The 17726-nt window shown below is 62.6% G+C and carries 18 protein-coding genes and 2 pseudogenes; 12 read left to right on the forward strand and 8 right to left on the reverse strand.

Annotation, left to right across the window (positions count from 1 at the left end; all coding sequences use genetic code 11):
* Positions 1-17 precede the first annotated feature (17 nt).
* Positions 18-595: pseudogene (locus tag EJ077_RS17635) on the reverse strand (NUDIX domain-containing protein).
* Positions 596-751: 156 nt separating this feature from the next.
* Here EJ077_RS17635 and EJ077_RS17640 point away from each other — a divergent pair.
* The 4 genes from EJ077_RS17640 (at position 752) to EJ077_RS17655 (ending at position 3017) form a co-directional block, all read left to right on the forward strand.
* The gene (locus EJ077_RS17640; RefSeq protein WP_208695424.1) at positions 752-1855 is read left to right on the forward strand and encodes an NADH:flavin oxidoreductase/NADH oxidase; all 1104 of its coding nucleotides are present in this window, start codon (positions 752-754) and stop codon (positions 1853-1855) included.
* Between the two features lie 134 nt (positions 1856-1989).
* Positions 1990-2307 (forward strand): SH3 domain-containing protein, encoded by a 318-nt coding sequence (locus EJ077_RS17645; RefSeq protein ID WP_208695425.1) that lies wholly within the window; start codon positions 1990-1992, stop codon positions 2305-2307.
* 163 nt (positions 2308-2470) lie between these two features.
* Positions 2471-2749, forward strand: a complete 279-nt coding sequence (locus EJ077_RS17650; protein WP_032916788.1) for a DUF982 domain-containing protein — start codon at positions 2471-2473, stop codon at positions 2747-2749.
* 28 nt (positions 2750-2777) lie between these two features.
* A complete protein-coding gene (locus EJ077_RS17655; RefSeq protein WP_015318080.1) occupies positions 2778-3017 on the forward strand; it encodes a DUF2188 domain-containing protein in 240 nt (79 codons plus the stop codon).
* A 72-nt stretch (positions 3018-3089) separates the two neighbouring features.
* Here EJ077_RS17655 and EJ077_RS17660 read toward each other — a convergent pair whose 3' ends face one another.
* The 3 genes and pseudogenes from EJ077_RS17660 to EJ077_RS32165 form a co-directional block, all read right to left on the reverse strand.
* Positions 3090-3374: a hypothetical protein gene (locus EJ077_RS17660; RefSeq protein ID WP_208695426.1), complete on the reverse strand. Its 285-nt coding sequence runs from the start codon at positions 3372-3374 to the stop codon at positions 3090-3092.
* 55 nt (positions 3375-3429) lie between these two features.
* Positions 3430-3771, reverse strand: coding sequence for an alpha/beta fold hydrolase (locus EJ077_RS32160; RefSeq protein ID WP_245458822.1), 342 nt, complete (start codon positions 3769-3771; stop codon positions 3430-3432).
* Between the two features lie 14 nt (positions 3772-3785).
* A pseudogene (locus EJ077_RS32165) lies at positions 3786-4442 on the reverse strand (alpha/beta fold hydrolase); the annotation flags it as partial.
* 261 nt (positions 4443-4703) lie between these two features.
* On the opposite strand from EJ077_RS32165, the gene EJ077_RS17670 reads away from it, so the two are divergent.
* From EJ077_RS17670 to EJ077_RS17695, 6 genes are all read left to right on the forward strand, one after another.
* A complete protein-coding gene (locus tag EJ077_RS17670; protein ID WP_208695427.1) occupies positions 4704-5447 on the forward strand; it encodes a competence/damage-inducible protein A in 744 nt (247 codons plus the stop codon).
* An 81-nt stretch (positions 5448-5528) separates the two neighbouring features.
* The gene (locus tag EJ077_RS17675; RefSeq protein ID WP_208695428.1) at positions 5529-6362 is read left to right on the forward strand and encodes a universal stress protein; all 834 of its coding nucleotides are present in this window, start codon (positions 5529-5531) and stop codon (positions 6360-6362) included.
* Positions 6363-6478: 116 nt separating this feature from the next.
* Complete coding sequence (gpt, locus tag EJ077_RS17680; RefSeq protein ID WP_208695429.1) at positions 6479-6979, forward strand: xanthine phosphoribosyltransferase; 501 nt, start codon at positions 6479-6481, stop codon at positions 6977-6979.
* A gap of 210 nt (positions 6980-7189) precedes the next feature.
* Positions 7190-7678: an NUDIX hydrolase gene (locus tag EJ077_RS17685; RefSeq protein WP_208695430.1), complete on the forward strand. Its 489-nt coding sequence runs from the start codon at positions 7190-7192 to the stop codon at positions 7676-7678.
* A gap of 118 nt (positions 7679-7796) precedes the next feature.
* Positions 7797-8108, forward strand: coding sequence for a PilZ domain-containing protein (locus tag EJ077_RS17690; protein ID WP_208695431.1), 312 nt, complete (start codon positions 7797-7799; stop codon positions 8106-8108).
* A gap of 673 nt (positions 8109-8781) precedes the next feature.
* Positions 8782-12561, forward strand: coding sequence for a vitamin B12-dependent ribonucleotide reductase (locus tag EJ077_RS17695; protein WP_208695432.1), 3780 nt, complete (start codon positions 8782-8784; stop codon positions 12559-12561).
* Between the two features lie 236 nt (positions 12562-12797).
* Here the strand turns inward: EJ077_RS17695 and EJ077_RS17700 are convergent, their stop codons facing one another.
* From EJ077_RS17700 to EJ077_RS17710, 3 genes are all read right to left on the reverse strand, one after another.
* Positions 12798-13319, reverse strand: coding sequence for a hypothetical protein (locus EJ077_RS17700; protein WP_208695433.1), 522 nt, complete (start codon positions 13317-13319; stop codon positions 12798-12800).
* 26 nt (positions 13320-13345) lie between these two features.
* The gene (locus EJ077_RS17705) at positions 13346-14311 is read right to left on the reverse strand and encodes a DUF3592 domain-containing protein (RefSeq protein ID WP_208695434.1); all 966 of its coding nucleotides are present in this window, start codon (positions 14309-14311) and stop codon (positions 13346-13348) included.
* A gap of 127 nt (positions 14312-14438) precedes the next feature.
* Positions 14439-14981 carry a DUF2314 domain-containing protein gene (locus tag EJ077_RS17710; RefSeq protein ID WP_208695435.1) on the reverse strand — a complete coding sequence of 181 codons (543 nt, stop codon included), beginning with the start codon at positions 14979-14981 and terminating at the stop codon, positions 14439-14441.
* Between the two features lie 230 nt (positions 14982-15211).
* Here EJ077_RS17710 and EJ077_RS17715 point away from each other — a divergent pair, with 230 nt between their 5' ends.
* Entirely contained in the window at positions 15212-15400 is a 189-nt protein-coding gene (locus EJ077_RS17715) for a hypothetical protein (RefSeq protein WP_208695436.1), read from the forward strand.
* Between the two features lie 39 nt (positions 15401-15439).
* Here the strand turns inward: EJ077_RS17715 and EJ077_RS17720 are convergent, their stop codons facing one another.
* A complete protein-coding gene (locus tag EJ077_RS17720) occupies positions 15440-16513 on the reverse strand; it encodes a GH25 family lysozyme (RefSeq protein WP_208695437.1) in 1074 nt (357 codons plus the stop codon).
* A 301-nt stretch (positions 16514-16814) separates the two neighbouring features.
* Between EJ077_RS17720 and EJ077_RS17725 the strand changes: the two genes are divergently transcribed.
* Positions 16815-17717, forward strand: coding sequence for a DUF1402 family protein (locus EJ077_RS17725; RefSeq protein ID WP_245458446.1), 903 nt, complete (start codon positions 16815-16817; stop codon positions 17715-17717).
* Positions 17718-17726: the final 9 nt, after the last annotated feature.

The raw sequence follows: 17726 nt of genomic DNA on the forward strand, positions 1-17726 counted from the left end.
TATCCCTCGTTCTCTGATCAAGCAGAGATCGGGTTCAGCTTCAGATGCTGGATCAGGATGATGGTCTTGGCATCGACGATGCGGCCGTCGGCGATGCCGGCCAGCGCTTCGTCGAGCGGCATTTCCAGGACCTCGATGTCCTCGCCTTCTTCCGGCGCGCCGCCGCCGGCCGAAATGCGGTCGGCAGGCGAATAGCGGGCGACGAAGAACCAGAGCCGCTCGGTGACGCTGCCCGGGCTCATATAGGGCGAAAACAGCCGCTCGATCTTGTTCAACCGGTAACCCAGTTCTTCCTCGGCTTCCTTGCGAATGGCCGTCTCCGGATCGTTTTCGTCCAGCAGCCCGGCACAGGCCTCGATCAGCGGCTCGCGATGGCCGGTGACATAGGCGGGGTAGCGGAACTGGCGCACCAGAAGCACGGTCGAACGCTGGGGTCGTAGGGCAGGATCACCGCCCCGTCGCCGCGATCATAAGTCTGGCGGACCTGCGTCTCCCACTGCCCGTCACGCCGGCGATAGTCGAGCACGGTCTTCTTCAGGACCGCCCAGTCGTCGGAGAGAACCTCTTCCGAGCGGATACGAATGCGGTCTTCCATCTGACACCTCAATGCTTGCCGGCGGACGCAGGCGTAGCCGTGAACCGGTACGGGCGCAACCGGGCCAGTGATTGGTCCAGCACGCTTCACCGTCTCGTCTGTGGTATGGAACGATGCCATTGCCTAGATAGCGCATCCCCTTCCCGGAGTTTTTTCATGACGACATCGCTTTTCCAGCCAATCACGCTCGATGGGCTCACCTTCCCCAATCGCATCGCCGTGGCGCCGATGTGCCAGTATTCCGCCGAGGACGGCTCGGCCAGCGACTGGCATCTCTACCACTGGATGAACCTGGCCATGTCAGGCGCCGGCATGGTCACGGTGGAGATGACCGATGTCGAGCGGCGCGGACGCATCAGCCATGGCTGCCTCGGTCTCTATTCCGAAGACAATGAAGCAGCCGCGCGCCGAGCGTTGGACGCGGCCCGGCGCGTAGCCGCACCCGGCACCAAGTTCGGCACGCAGCTGGCGCATGCCGGCCGCAAGGCCTCGAACCGCAAGCCCTGGGAAGGCGGCGGCCCATTGCAGCCAAACGAGGATCCCTGGCAGACCGTCTCGGCCTCGGCCATAGCCTACGATACCGGCTGGAACGTGCCGCACGCGCTGGAGGACGAGGAAATCCTGCAGCTCATCGAACGGTTCGCGGAAGCCGCCAGGCGGGCCGAACGTGCCGGCTTCGACTTCATCGAACTGCATGCGGCGCATGGCTATCTGATCTTCCAGTTCCTGTCGCCGCTGTCCAACCAGCGCACGGATCGCTGGGGCGGCTCGCTGCAAAACCGGATGCGTCTTGTCGTCGAGATCGCCAGGGCGGTGAAGAAAGCGGTGCCAAAGCTGATGCTCGGCGCACGGCTGTCGGTGAAGGACTGGGTCGATGGCGGCTTTGACGTCGAGGACGCGATCGAGGTGGCGAAAGCGCTGAAGGCCGAAGGCATCGCCTATCTCTGCTGCTCGAGCGGCGGCAATTCGCCGTTGCAGAAATTGCCCACCGGGCCGGGCTATCAGGTGCATCTGGCGGAAGCCGTGCGCAAGGGCGCCGGCATTCCGACCCGTGCGGTCGGACTGATCGATGACCCGAAACAGGCCGAGGCTGTCATAGCCGAAGGCCGCGCCGATATTGTGGCGCTGGCACGCGCCTTCCTCGCGGATCCGCGCTGGGGATGGCGTGCGGCCGCCACCTTCAGGGAAAAGATCCATCCGGCGCCGCAGCTCGCCCGCTCGGTGACGACGATGCAACATTGGATGAAGGCGGCGGGCTGATCCCCATTCTCCCGATACCGGCGTGCTGCCGCTTGTGGTCCCGGACGGTTCGCCAACGGCCTGCTTCAATTCTGGCCGCAAAATGTTACGCTGGGTCAGGCTGCGGCGGGTGCGGCCGGGCTTGGGAGGTAATCATGTCGTTCAGGGCATTCTTGCCGGCTGCAGCACTTATGGCCGTCGCCGGATTTTGGCTCGGCGCTTCGACGCCGACCGTCGCGCAATATTGCGAGGGTACGGTGCACGGCCTCTCCGGCCGCTACAATCTGGCGACCGGCAGCGGCTTTCTGGCCGTGCGCACACGGCCAAACTCGTCCTCGCGGATGATCGGCCAGCTGTTCAACGGCGATCATACGGAGATCTTCGACCGGCGCGGCAACTGGTATCAGGTCGAAATCGGCGGCCGGACAGGCTGGGCGAACGCGCGCTGGCTGCGCAACGACTGCGGCTACTGAGACACCAATGCATGGCACCCAGAGGCATGCCCCGGGGCTGATCCGGTCCGGGGCAACACTTGCATTATACCCAGATCCAAAGCGCGTCGCGGACTCGACGCGACCTTTGGGCGCAGGCCGAAGGCCATTTTTGCAACCAAATTGGCTGCTTTGCGTTGCGGCCATGATGGACAACAAGCCTTTTGAGACGCCCGTCGTGGTCGAGCTTGGCCATGTCGGCAAATATCGCCATATCCGCTCGACCCAGGAGGCGGCGGAGTGCCTGATGACTGTGTGGCCGCTCAATCGCGGACCTCGTCATAGAGATGCCCTCGACACTTGCCTCAAAGTGCTGGAAGGATATCGTTCGACGGCGGAAGCCCGCCGGGCACTGATCGAGGCCGCCAGGGAATCGGAAGTGCTGGTGCCCGACGACCGGCTGCCAGACGACCGGTTGCATTGAGCAGGCGGACCTTTAACTGGAGGTTTTGATGGCGAAGCTGACTTACAAGATCGTCGAGCATGACGGTGGCTGGGCCTATAAGGTCGGCGCGACCTTCTCGGAGACATTTCCCACCCATCAGGATGCGTTGCGCGCCGCCGAGATCGCTTCGGCCGAACAACAGGTGGCGGGTTCCACCGATGGCATCCAGTATGAGGACGCCGAGGGCAAATGGCATGAGGAACTTGCCGACGGCCGCGACCGGCCGCAGACCGAAATCTCGGATTGATATCCAGCCAGGCGCCAGCCGCCGACGCCAGGAGAGATGGCGTCCGGCGGCGGGCGGCAAGCCCGCGGTTGGCTATTTGCCGCAGTACTGATCGTTGACGTTGCCCTGAGCATTGGCATCGGGGCCTGGAGTGCTTGAGGCACAAGGTCCGGCCGGGCCAGGATTGCCAAGGGTATTCAAGCCGGAACCATTGGCGTTGATACTGCCGGTGGTGCTCTGGTCGACGGCAGAGGAATCCTCATTGCCGAACAGCCACCAATTGTGATGGTTGGGATAGGTAGCGTCCGACGACTGGGCCATCGCCGATGTGGCGAGACCGATCGTCAGGACGGATGCTGCGAAAAGTTTTCTGTACATTGAATTACTCCGTATCTTGGCCGCCTTGGGATGCGACACGGGGTAAATCTGGCAATCAGCCGGATGGTTCATTGAAATTGTCGTGAACCCTTGGTGATGCAGCATCTGAAAAAGCACGTCCCGCGATGCGTTTGATGAAGGCAACAACCCGTTCCGGCTCGACGAATTGCGGCATGTGGCCGAGACCGTCGACGGGTTCGAAATCCAGTCCTTCGACCTTTTCCCGCATCGGCTCGCCATGGACAGCCATGCCGATGACGCGATCGGCGCCGCCGAAGAGAATGCCGGCCGGCATGGCGATCTCGCCGTAGCGGCGCTCGATGTGGCCGAGATCCTCCTCGACCGCCACGACATCGGTCGACGTCGCATGGTAGTGGCCGGGCTCAAGCCGAGCCATCCGCCTCCCCCGCTCATATAGTCGCCTGGGACGGCTTGCGGCGCGAAAATGAAGTCCATCGTCGGCCGGGCATATCTAAGGCTTGCCGGGATCGCCACGGTATAGGCCATGAACCACCGCAACAGGCGGGAACGAATGTACAGCAGGTCAAATCTTTGGCGCGTCCTTGACTCCAGATGCGTCAAGGGCGCCAGTAGTGCGATGCCTGAAATTGCATTGGGATGTTCGACGGCCAGGGTCAACGTGACGGCGCCACCCAGGGAATGGCCCACCACCAACGGCCTTTCCAGCCCCAGCGTTTCGATGAAGCGCCTGATGATCTCGGCCTGCTCGGGCAACCGGCCCGTCGCTCCGCTTGCCCGGGTCGAATGGCCCGAGCCCGGACGGTCGAGCGCGATCAGCCGGTAGCCAGGGCCGAAACGGCCAAACACAGTGTGCCGGAAATGATGCAGGTGGGCGCCAAGCCCATGCACGAAGACGATCGGCCGGCCCTTCCCGACATCGACATAGTGGATGCGGTTGCCGTCGATCTCGACGAATTTTCCGACCGGCGGCACCAATCTTTCCGCTTTCGCCGCGATCCACAGCGTGGCCAGCAGCAGAGCGGCAAGCAAGAGGATCGCCGCAAGAAACGCCGCGCCAAGCAGCCAGAGCAGAATCGACATCAGCATTCGTCACCCGGTTCCGAGCCGCGCACACTACCCGCCCGCGATGGCGCCGCAAGGATGGACAAAACGGACCGACTTGGCGAGGGGATCGTTGATCACCGCCCGGGGTCCGAGAACAAAAGAGGCTTGTTCCCGCCCAGGCCAGCCAAGCCAACCACCGCAATCCAGGTGATATCGGTGTATGCCGGGTCGTTCGCCATTTGGGCGGCATTGCCGCCGCCCGTCCGCCGCGCTATTCAGACGGCGCGTCTGCCGGAGCCTTCCATGCCTGAAATCGTCACTGCCGCCATGCTTGTCATCGGCGATGAGATTCTGTCCGGTCGCACCAAGGACAAGAACATCGGCCACCTCGCCGATATCATGACGGCGATCGGCATCGACTTGAAAGAGGTGCGCATCGTGCCCGACGAGGAAGACGAGATCGTCGCGGCGGTGAACGCCGTGCGCGCCCGCTATACCTATGTGTTCACAACCGGCGGCATCGGTCCGACGCATGACGACATCACGGCCGATTCGATCGCCAAGGCGTTCGGCGTGCCTTGCGAATACGACGCCAAGGCCTATGCCCTGCTGGAAGGGAGCTATGCCTCGCGCGGCATCGAATACACGGAGGCCCGCAAGCGCATGGCGCGAATGCCGCGCGGCGCCGACCATATCGACAACCCGGTGTCGGTGGCGCCCGGTTTCCGCATCGGCAACGTCCATGTCATGGCCGGCGTGCCCTCGATCTTCCAGGCCATGCTCGACAATGTCGTCCCGACGCTGAGAGCCGGCACCAAAATGCTGTCGGCCACGGTGCACTGCCCTTTCGGCGAGGGCCTTGTCGGCGGGCCATTGGGCGAGATCCAGAAAGCGCATCGGGATACGATCATCGGCTCCTATCCCAAATATGGCGACGGCAAGTTCTGGACTGAACTGGTGGTTCGTGCCCGCAGCGCGGATGCGCTTGAATCCGCGCGCGCCGACGTCGAGGCCATGGTGGCTGGCTTCGCCGGCAAGGCGAGCTGATCCAGCCGGGCCGGAACCATGAACGGCGCTGTAACGTTTCCTTGCCGCGAGGCCGGTCGCTCGCAAGTTTGAGGGATCATCATGCGTTTCAAGACCATCGTTGCCATTCTGCAGAATGAACAGGACGCCGAGCGGGTGCTCGACTGCGCCATTCCGCTTGCCAGCCGTTTCGAGAGCCATCTGGTCGGCATCCATGCCGAGGCGCTCCCGGTGCCCTACACGTCGGCGACGGGCTTTCCCGATACGGAGTTCCTGCAGGTTTCCGCGGACATGAATCGGGAGCGGGCCGGCAAGCTCCAGGCCGTCTTCCTCGGGCGTATCGAGGATTCCGGCCTCTCCTTCGAATGGCGCAGCCTGGAGAGCTTCTCTGGCGATAGTGCGCTGACCGGCATTTCAAGCGTGCGCGCCGCCGATCTCATCATCGCCGCCCAACGCGAGACCGGCGGCGATCCGAGCGCGGACGTCGATACGCTGGTCTACGATGCCGGCCGGCCGGTGCTGGTGGTGCCGCACGCTGGTCCTCTCGTCACCACCTTCAAACACGTGCTGCTCGCCTGGAACGGCAGCAAGGAGGCCGCCCGCGCCGCCTTCGATGCCTTGCCCTTCATCATCGAGGCCGAGAAAACCGACATACTGGTCATCGACCCGCCCGATACGCTTGAGGAAAGCCCGGAGGCCGCGGGCGCCGAAATCGCGTCGGCCCTGTCACGCCACGGCGCCACCGTCAGCGTCTCGGTGCAGAAGTCGGGCGGCAGTTCGGTCGACGACATGATCCAGAACAGGATCGCGGAGACCGGTGCCGATCTCCTGGTGCTTGGCGCCTACAGCCACTCCTGGCTGCGCCAGCTTCTGTTCGGCGGGGTGACACGCACGGTGCTGCGCACGGCGCAGGTAGCGGCTTTCCTGTCGCGATAAGTCCACAGCGATCGCGACCGCCCACCCTTGCCAAACCCAAGGGTTTCCAGTTAATTCCGCCCGCATTCCCCTGTTTTCTCGCACGCGGCCGTCGCGTGCCGCGGAGTGCGCGAAAAATGTCCCTTCCCGAAAAAGCCTTCCCGGTCTCCTGGGACCAGTTTCATCGCGACGCCCGCGCGCTTGCCTGGCGGCTTGCCGGCACCAGCAAAGGCCAGTGGAAGGCTATCGTCTGCATTACGCGCGGCGGACTGGTCCCGGCGGCGATCATCTCGCGCGAACTCGGCATTCGCATCATCGAGACAGTCTGTGTCGCTTCCTATCACGACTACACCAGCCAGGGACAGTTGCAGGTGCTGAAGGAGATAACGCCGGCCCTGCTGGTCGACGATGGCGCCGGCGTGCTGATCATCGACGACCTGACCGACACTGGCAAGACCGCTGGCATCGTGCGGGCAATGATGCCCAAGGCCCATTTTGCGACCGTCTACGCCAAGCCCAAGGGCCGGCCGCTGGTCGATACTTTTGTCACCGAGGTCAGCCAGGACACCTGGATCTATTTTCCCTGGGACATGGGTTTCACCTATCAGAAGCCGATCGCCGACGATCACGCCGGCTGATTCGCGGCAAGCCGTTTTTTCCCAATTAGGCCGGCGCCGGCGACAATATTTGCTTGCGCGGACTGACTCGCCGACAAGATATCCTGTGAAATCGACCTTTATTGACGGAATCAGCCAACCTGACCAAAGTTTTTACTTTTATTGGTCACAGTTAGCCGTAAGATTCATGAGGCGGCAAACGATTCTGGAGGCTTGGGGCTAGCTTCTCCGATGTTGACACGGCCAACCACACACAACCACCTGGCTGAGAGGGTCCGGCGACTCTTCGGGACGGCGCCGTGTCGTCTGCAGGTTGCCGCGCTGCCCTGGCGCGATGCCGGGAATGGCATCGAGGTCATGCTGATCACCAGCCGCGATACTGGCCGCTGGGTGCTTCCAAAGGGCTGGCCTGAAGCCCGGGAGCCGCTCAGCGAAGCGGCAGCGCGCGAGGCAGCCGAGGAAGCTGGGCTGCACGGAAATATTTCCCACCTCGAAGCCGGCCGCTATTTCTATGCCAAGGTGCTGGCTTCGGGCGAAGAAGTGCCTTGCGAGGTGCTGGTGTATCCGCTGCATGTCGACAAGGTCGCCGACCGCTGGAAGGAGAAGCACTCCCGCACCCGCAGATGGGTCAATTCGAGCGAAGCCGTGCGCATGGTCAACGAACCGGATCTCTGTCAGATCATCGCCTATTTCTGCGCCGACCCGCACAGGTTCTCCTAGGGCGCGGCCATCCGCCCCGCGCGTGGATCGTAATCATTTCACAACCATGTGATGTATCGCGTGAATGGTTTGCTAATTTTTCTTCGGTAGAAATTGGCCAATCTGGCGCGTTTCATCGATGGCGAACCCTGTAAACCCACTTCAGCAAGAGCCCACCGAGCCCCAGCGCGAGCATCGTCCGCGCGTGCTCAAAGGTGGAACGATCATCACCGGTATCCAGAATTCCGAAGTGAGTTGCACGGTGCGCAACCAGCATGCGGGCGGCGCTGAACTGAAAATACCGCTCGAGTCGCGAGTTCCCGATCATTTCCTTCTCTATGTGCCGCTCGACGGCGTCGCCTATCGCTGCGAGGTCCGCTGGCGCCGCAGCGACCGACTCGGCGTTCAGTTCACCGGCACCGAACCCAAGCCGAAGCTGCATTACGGCTGACTCCCGGCGCACCGGCTTGCCGGGCTTTCTGGGTCCGCGGGACAATATTTCCGCAGTCCGCTTACGCGCAAGGGTGACCGCGCATGCCTGCCGGTGGAAAATGGCCGGGACAGCGGCCAATTCTATCCCCGTTATCCACATGTGTGACACACAAGATGTTGGGGTCACAAAAGCTACGCAAACGAATCCTTGACGGCTCGAAACGAGTCGCCTTTTATAGGCCATGTGCTCCTGTTGAGAGCGCGACCGGAAAGTTCTGAGCCCGGTCTTTTTCCCGGATTATGTGCGTTTTGCCCGCATTTCCGCCTGTTACGAGGCCGGCGGAAGCGTTGGGATCGTGGGGTGGTGGGGCGACGAAAGGGAGAATTGTCGGACTGGAATAAATTGTCTGTTAATGCTATATTTAGTGTTTGCAGCTAGGTTCGACGCTAAATAGTGTGAATTTCCCTCAGGTGAGGGAATCGAAAAATTCAGTTTTGGGGGACCCGCGGGGTCGGTTGGCAGCCTCGGCAAATGCTCGGTAAGGCGTTTTGTCGTGTGCGTGGCCGCGCCCGCGAAGTGGAGATGCCGGCATTGTTCGCAATGCCGGCAAACGGCGGACTGCGCGTTTCGTCTTTTGGGGGCAGAAATCCCCTGATGAAAGCGCTATATATAGACAAAAGGGATCGGACCAATGCGCATCGAGCGTCGTTTCACCAAGCCAGGCCAATCTGCTTATGCGGAGATCGAATTCCGCAAGGCGCTTTCCGAGATCAAGAATCCGGATGGCTCGGTGGTGTTCCGCTTGGACAACATCGATGTGCCGGCGCAGTTCTCCCAGGTCGCCGCCGACATCCTGGCCCAAAAATACTTCCGCAAGGCCGGCGTTCCCGCGCGCCTGAAGAAGGTCGAGGAGAATGACGTCCCCTCTTTCCTGTGGCGTTCCGTCGCCGACGAAGCCGAACTCGCCAAGCTGCCGGAAGCCGAGCGCTATGGTTCCGAGATCGACGCCCGCCAGGTCTTCGACCGGCTGGCCGGCACCTGGACCTATTGGGGCTGGAAGGGCGGCTACTTCAAGGCGTCGGAGGAAGACGCGCGCGCCTTCCGCGACGAACTTGCCTATATGCTGGCCACCCAGCGCGTCGCGCCGAACTCGCCGCAATGGTTCAACACCGGCCTGCACTGGGCCTATGGCATCGACGGTCCGAGCCAGGGTCACTTCTATGTCGACCCCTTCACCGGCAAGCTCACCAAGTCGAAGTCCTCCTACGAGCATCCGCAGCCGCATGCCTGCTTCATCCAGGGCGTGCAGGACGATCTCGTCAACGAGGGCGGCATCATGGATCTGTGGGTGCGCGAGGCGCGCCTGTTCAAGTATGGCTCCGGCACCGGCTCGAACTTCTCGCTGCTGCGCGGCGAAGGCGAAAAACTGTCCGGCGGCGGCCGCTCGTCCGGCTTGATGAGCTTCCTCAAGATCGGCGACCGCGCCGCTGGCGCCATCAAGTCGGGCGGCACGACGCGCCGTGCGGCGAAAATGGTCATCGTCGACGCCGACCATCCCGATATCGAGGAATTCATCGACTGGAAGGTCAATGAAGAACAGAAGGTCGCCTCGCTGGTGACCGGTTCCAAGATCGTCAAGAAGCATCTCGAAGCGATCATGAAGGCCTGCGTCAATTGCGAAGGCCATGACGACGACTGCTTCGATCCGGCCATCAACACGGCGCTGAAGCGCGAGATCAAGGCGGCCAAGAAATCGGCGGTGCCGGAAAACTACATCTACCGCGTCATCCAGTTCGCCAAGCAGGGCTACAAGTCGATGTCGTTCAAGACCTACGACACCGACTGGGACTCTGACGCCTATCTGACGGTCTCGGGCCAGAACTCCAACAATTCGGTGTCGCTGAAGGACAATTTCCTGCGCGCCGTCGAGACCGACGCCGACTGGCACCTGACCGCCCGCAAGGACGGCAAGGTCTTGAAGACGCTGAAGGCTCGCGACCTCTGGGAAAAGATCGGCTACGCCGCCTGGGCTTCGGCTGATCCCGGACTGCACTTCAACACGACGATGAACGACTGGCACACCTGCGCCTCCGCCGGTGCGATCCGGGCCTCCAACCCGTGCTCGGAATACATGTTCCTCGACGACACGGCCTGCAATCTCGCCTCGATCAACCTGCTCCCCTACCGCAATGCCGACGGCACGATCGATATCGCTGCCTACGAGCACACCGTGCGGCTGTGGACCATGGTTCTCGAAATCTCGGTGATGATGGCGCAGTTCCCGTCGAAGGAGATCGCCAAGCTCTCCTACGACTACCGCACGCTCGGCCTCGGCTATGCCAATATTGGCGGCCTGCTGATGACCTCGGGCATTCCCTACGACTCCGACGAGGGCCGCGCCATCTGCGCCGCGCTGACCGCGATCATGACCGGCGTCGCCTACTCCACCTCGGCGGAAATGGCTTCCGAGCTCGGCGCCTTTCCGGACTATGACCGCAACGCCCAGAACATGCTGCGCGTCATGCGCAACCATCGCCGCGCCGCCTATGGCGACAAGGACGGTTACGAGAAACTCGCTGTAAATCCGGTGCCGCTCGTGGCGTCGGACCTGAAGCAGCAGGATTTGGCCACCCACGCCAAGGCTGCCTGGGACCGCGCCATCGAGCTCGGCGAGGAGCATGGCTACCGCAACGCGCAGGCTACCGTGATCGCGCCGACCGGCACGATCGGCCTGGTCATGGATTGCGACACCACCGGCATCGAGCCCGATTTCGCCCTGGTGAAGTTCAAGAAGCTCGCCGGCGGCGGCTATTTCAAGATCATCAACCGCGCCGTGCCGGAAGCGCTGCGCACGTTGGGCTACTCCGAGAGCCAGATCGCTGAGATCGAGGCTTACGCCGTCGGTCACGGCAATCTCAACCAGGCACCCGCTATCAACCCCGGCTCGCTCAAGGCCAAGGGTTTTGGCGACGACAAGATGGCGGCGCTCAATGCCGCGCTTAAGTCTGCCTTCGACATCAAGTTCGTCTTCAACCAGTGGACGCTCGGCGCCGACTGGGTGAAGGAGACTTTTGGGTTCACCGACGAGCAGCTCAACGACTTCTCGTTCGAAATGCTGCCCGCGCTGGGTTTCTCCCGGAAGGACATCGAGGCCGCCAACATCCATGTCTGCGGTGCGATGACGCTGGAAGGCGCTCCCTTCCTCAAGGCCGAACACCTCGCCGTGTTCGACTGCGCCAGCCCCTGCGGCAAGATTGGCAAGCGCTCGCTTTCGATCAACAGCCACATCCAGATGATGGCGGCGGCACAGCCCTTCATCTCCGGCGCCATCTCCAAGACCATCAACATGCCGAACGACGCGACGGTGGAGGACGCCAAGAACGCCTACATGCTGTCGTGGAAGCTGGCGTTGAAGGCCAACGCGCTCTACCGCGACGGCTCGAAGCTGTCGCAGCCGCTCAATGCCTCGCTGCTCGCCGATGGCGAGGAGGACGAGGACGATGCGGTCGAACAGCTGATCCAGGCACCGGCGGCGGCGCGCGCGGCGCAGATCACCGAACGCATCGTCGAGCGCATCATCGAGCGCGTGTCGCGCGAGCAGGAAAAGCTGCCCGGCCGCCGCAAGGGTTATACGCAGAAGGCCAAGATCGGCGGCAACACCATCTTCCTGCGCACCGGCGAATATGACGATGGCCGTCTCGGCGAGATCTTCATCGACATGAACAAGGAGGGTGCCACCCTGCGTGGCCTTCTCAACAACTTCGCCATCGCGATCTCGCTCGGCCTGCAATATGGCGTGCCGCTCGACGAATATGTGCACGCCTTCACCTTCACCAAGTTCGAGCCGGCCGGCATGGTCATCGGCAACGACGCCATCAAGAGCGCGACGTCGATCCTCGATTACGTGTTCCGTGAACTGGCCATCTCCTATCTCGGCCGCAACGATCTCGCCCATGTCGACCAGTCGGACTTCTCCAACACCGCGCTTGGCCGCGGCATCAGCGAAGGCAAGACCGACGCCGTCTCCAAGGGCCTGACCCGCGGCTCGCCGGTGAAGCTGGTGTCGAGGGCAAGCGGCAGCGAGCCAAAGGGCTTTGCCGGCTCCGGCACCCCCGCCCGCTCGGCGCCGACGGCCTTCTCCGGCTCCAACGTGCTGGCGTTGAAGCCGGCCAGCGACGAGGCGATCGCCTATAAGCGCGACTATGAGGAGCGGGCCAAGGAACTGGCCGAGGACATCGCCTTCGAGGAAGCGGCCTCCGATGCCTCGATCGACACCACGGCGGCGTTGTTCACCGATACGGCGGCCCAGGAAGCAGCCGAGGCGAAGAAACTCGCCGCCGACCGCCGCGCCAAATCGCTATTGCAAGGCTACACCGGCAATTCCTGCTCCGAGTGCCAGAACTTTACCATGGTAAGGAATGGGACTTGCGAGAAGTGCGATACCTGCGGCGCCACGAGCGGGTGCAGCTGAGGAAATTGAGGCACTAAACATCGGCTTGTCCACGGTTGCCAACGCCGGCCCGAAGGGGTCGGCCTTGGTTTTTTGTTCGGCCCGCTCTTACGACCGAGCCGATGATATACGGTGTTTTCCCAAACGCATTTGTCGCCGGGCGGGCGCGATGATGCGGGTTTCTTCGTCACGAGCCACGGCAATTGCCCGTCACCGATGCCAAGAGGGCGCAGGCCAGGCTGATCAGCCCCATCGCGCTATTCATCGTTGCATCCTGTCAAGGTAAAGGCATCCCAGGCCGAGCCGTCGGGGTTGGCATTGGCGAAGCCGGCAAATTCGGTGAAAGCAGCGCCGAAATCAGGCAGCAACAGCCCTTTCGGCGCCGGCGTCGCTTCGCGCGAATTCAGCTGCTCGGCGCCGCCGCCGGTCAAGGCATAGACCTGCCCCATCCATATCCGGCACAGCCCGCTGCCATCCTCCAGCCCCGCCTCGCGGTCGTCGTCAGTACAGGTGTGGCGGATGGTGCCGAGCGGAAACGAATTCCTGCCATTGGTCCAGGTGATGTCGGCCGGCAGGCGAATGTCGGTCTTCGGCACGGTCAGCGAAAACACTTCGGCCGTCAGCGCCGCCGGCTCATTGGCGAGCGGCCGGAATTGCACGACCGCACCCGAACGCGGCTCGCGATAGGTGGCGTGGCTCAGCAGACACTCTTTTGCGCTCGCTGCCTGCGCGGCGCCGAGCAGAGCCAGGAAGAACAAGGCCAGTTTGCCAGTGATCATTGGATGCCTCGTCATGAAAGCGGGCCTCACACCAGCCCGACCAGCCATGCCGCGCCGCCGAGAAAACCTAGCGAACAGACCCACAGCAGCCAGAGCCCGCGCACCCGGCATTCGAGCACCGCCGAGGCGGGATTGGCCGGGTCATAGTGCACGTCGACGTTGCTGCCCTCGACATACCGGCTCGCCTGACCGCTGACCAGGCCGGGCAGCGAAGCCGTGACAGTGGCGCCGAAGGATACGCGGTCGGCGCTGTAGCGTTGGCCGGCGACGCCATAGGTGTAGACGATCCGGGATTTGAAGACGGTGCGCCAACCTCGGTTGCCACTGTAGTTTCGCAGCGCCTGCAGGCCCGAGGACTCAATGTGGCCGGCAGCAACCGGCCATTTTGCCGCCTGCCGGGCGAGCGACTTCTGCGCGAAACCCATGCGCAAGATCATCAAGCCCATGAACAGCAGCAGTGCGGCCGCGCCGAGATTCTGCGGCTTGGGCAGATGCGGCCGGATCGCCTCGAGCACGCCGCCGAGCGAAAACACCAGCACCACGGTGCCGATCGCCAAACCGACCGAAAGCTTGACCATGAATTTGAAGGCGCCGTCGGGAAAGGTGCGCTCGATCACGGCTTTGCGCGGATCGGCCGGATTGTAGAAGACGGTCACCTCCGCGCCGCGCGGAAACTGGGCAAGGGTTTCGGTGACTTCGAAATCCCCCAAATTCTCCTTCACGCTGTAGCGCGAGCTTTGAAATTTCTTGCCGCCCACCTTGTATTCGAAGGTGATCGCCGGAAAATTGCGGATCTCGGTGGTATCGCTGCTGTCCGAGCCGACGCCCGACCTTCTGACCTCACGTGCCTCGACGCACGACGAGATGATCTTTCCCGGCGTCGGCAACCAGTGACTCATCGCCCGCACCTCGCGCCATTTCACGAAGGTGATGAACGACAAACTGCCCGCGATCACGCAGGCAAATCCGATCAGCAGAAACTTGAGCTCCAACTCGTCCCCGACGACCAAGAGTGCAGGCAACTCCCGACATAGACATCATGGCGATGGCAAAGTCTCGCCTATTCGCAAAACACCGCTCTATTTGGGAAAATAGCGGAGGCGGGCCTCGCGCGGCGCGTCAATCCTTGAACGCAATCCCGTATTTCGCGGCCTTCTCGCTGGGCATGTCGGCCAGCGCTTGGCGCACGGTGTAGCCGCCGTAGACGTCGCTGCCGTTCCTGACCATCCAGTCCTCCACATCGGCCTCGGCCACCGTCACGCGGTCACCCATTTTGTACTGGTTTCCGTTGACCGGTTCGTCGGCAAGCAGGCCTGTGAACGTGCCGTCGCCGAGGTCAACCAGTTGCATCCAGATGTGCTCGGTTGCGCCGTTCTGGGTCAGCGGGAATTTGACAGTGTAGGTGCCGGGCGTGCCGGCGTCGATCAGCGCATGGAAGCGCGGCAGCGTGGCGTGGCCCTTGGCCTTGGCGCCCTGCATAGCCTTGTCGACAGTGGAGTAGGCTACGACGTTTTCCTTGATCGGGCGCGGCGACATCGGCGAGGCGCCCGGTGCTGCCTCGGGAATAGCGACCGGCTTGTTGTTGGGCAGATGACCGAGGGAGTTGAAAAATCCGTAGCCAAGGGCTGCCGCAAAGGCGACCGCCATAACTGGATTGCGCATTGTCCCCTCCGTGAGATGATCACGCCGACGTTACCAGGCGCGCCTTGCGACACCGCTAAGGAACAGCGTGAGCGGAACGTTAGGAAAATGCCGAAATTGCCGCCGAAGGCCGCGGGCCCCTTAAAGGCGGGCCAAGCACACTGAATTGCGGAAGGGTAATTTGACGACCGTGCCGATCGGCTTCAAAAAAGAGCCGGCGACATCCCAGAGGCAGCGATCGGGAGACTGACATGAGCGACGACGCCGATGACGACACCGATATCGTGAACCAGCTCGCCTATGTCAGGGCCGACCCAACCCAGCATGACACGCTGACGCTTCTCGCCATGATCGATGCAGCGATCGCCGAGATCATGGGCCTGAGGACGAGGCTGCGGCTGAGCGAGGAAAAGAACGGCGGGAGCAACCAGTTCCAATAGACCGGGAATGAGCACTTAGGTAGCGAACGGTATCCCGCCCTAATCCGCGTCAGCCATCATCTGCCGACCGCCACCGCCGGCCCAGGCGCGCCATTGCCGCTCATCGCCATGGAAGACGTTGAGGTCGATGCGACCGGTCACGCCATGCGACAGGCCGGAGCCGGAATACTGCCAGAACAGCCACTTGCGATCGGGATAGACCTTCGACGGATGCCGGGCCACGGCACGCAGCCAGAAGGGATAGTCCGGGAAGGCGCCCTGAAGGTTGTCGCGATAGAAGTCGGGCGACGTGTAGATGATCGGCCGCTGGCCGTAGTGACGCTCCAGCTTGTCCATGAACACCTGCATCTTCTCCAGCACCTTTTCGCGCGACGGCCGGCGCTGGCAGCTGGAGTCGCCGTTCCACTCGACGTCGATCACCGGCGGCAGCGCACCATCGACCTTCGGCACGTTGCGGATGAACCAGTCGGCCTGTTCGCCAGCGGTACGGCACCAGTAGAAGAAATGATAGGCGCCACGCTTCAGCCCGGCGGCCTGCGCGCCGCGCCAGTTCTTCATAAACATCGGATCGAGATGGTCGCCGCCGTCGGTTGCCTTGATGTAGGCGAAGTTGGCGCCCTGGGCGCGCAGCTTTTCCCAGTTCACGTCGCCCTGCCAGCGCGACACGTCGACACCGTGCACGGCAAGGTGCCGGGGCGACGAGCGGCCGAAATTGATCGGCTTGGCATCGCGGAAGCCGTAGCGGGTGACCGGTCCTGCGAGCATGGCCGGTGCCGCCCGCGACAACAGCTTCGGTGGCGACACCAGGGCAGCCTCCTCGATCGGCGGCTCGACACTGTCTGGCAGTTCGGGTGCGGGAAACGCCACCGTCTCTTCCTCCGCCAGGCCAAAGGGGCGAGCGGTGTCGTCCGCGGACGGAACCTCAACCCGTCTGCGCGCCGCGTTTGCCCTGGCCACCGGAACGGACGCGATGGGCGCGCTTGGCCGCACCACCGAACTGGTCGTTTCATTGGATGGCTTCTGCATGTCGAGCGCGTCAATGCCCGACGTCGACGAACAGCCGGCAAGGCACAGCGATGCGATCACGAAACTGATGACGCCTGATAACCGCATCTGGACCTGTACTCAAACACAACAGACCGAAGGCGACGGCCGACGGACAACCAGACCAGTTATGAACGAGAAATTACCAATAAAGTTTGAATCAAGTTTTTTACCATAGCTGTGGCCCCTTTCAGACAGTCGCCGGCGGCGGCCCGGCCAAGCCTTGACAGCGCCATGATGTGGCTGTTGAGAACGGTATGCGGCGTTTGCGCCGGCGATCCCAAAATTCTTGAAAAGGCGGCCGATGACAGCGTTGCAGCGACTTCTTCTGGTCCTCCTGCTCGTCGCTCCCGGCGGAGAAGCTCTCTCGATGCAGGCGGCGGATGCGGGCGGGCTGGTGGTCGTTCCCCAGGGAAACCGTTCGGCGACACAGCCGGCCATTCCGGAGGCATCGGCCACACGCACCCGCGCCTTCAAGACCACCTACGATGAGAAGTACGAAAAGATCGTCGCGCTGCTGAAGCGCGAGAAGAAGCTGGTGGCGCACATTAAGCAGGTGGCGGCTGCCTACGACATCGACCCCATCCATATCGTCGGTGCTCTGGTCGGCGAGCATACATACAACGTCACCGCCGTCGGCTCGGTGCAGACCTATTATGTGAAGGCGCTGTCCTATTCCGGCCTCGACTTCGCCTTCCGCTACAAGAGCGTGCCGGTGCAGACCTTTGTCCAGCGTCCGGAATTCGCCAGCTGCGCGGAGGCCAAGGACAGCTCTTCCCTGTGGAGCTGCCGCGACAGGGTCTGGGTCGAGCATTTCCGAGGCAAAACAGTCGACGGCGTCACCTATGACGCGATGACCTTCCAGCAGGCATTCTTCCAGCCCTTCTTCGCCGGCCAGACATTCGGCCTCGGCCAGATCAGTCCGCTGACCGCGCTCGAGGTCACCGACCTCGTCAACAAGGTGAGCGGTTATGACAAGCTCACGCCGGATCATCCGCAAGCGATCTATCGCGACGTGATGGATCCGGACCGCAGCGTCGTCTACATCGCCGCGATCGTGCGCGACGCCATCGATGCCTACAGGGAACAGGGCTTCGACATCTCGGGCAATCCGGGTATCACGGCCACGCTCTACAATGTCGGCCAGCCACGGCAGCGCGCGGCCGCCCTAGCCAGCGGCAAGGGCGGCAAGCTGCCGGTCGAGAATTATTACGGCTGGCTCGTCAACGACAAGCTCGACGAACTCAGGAGCCTGCTCGACAGCGGCAGCTGAGGAACACTT

Origin of the sequence: Mesorhizobium sp. M8A.F.Ca.ET.057.01.1.1 (genome assembly GCF_003952565.1) — a bacterium.
Lineage (GTDB): Bacteria > Pseudomonadota > Alphaproteobacteria > Rhizobiales > Rhizobiaceae > Mesorhizobium.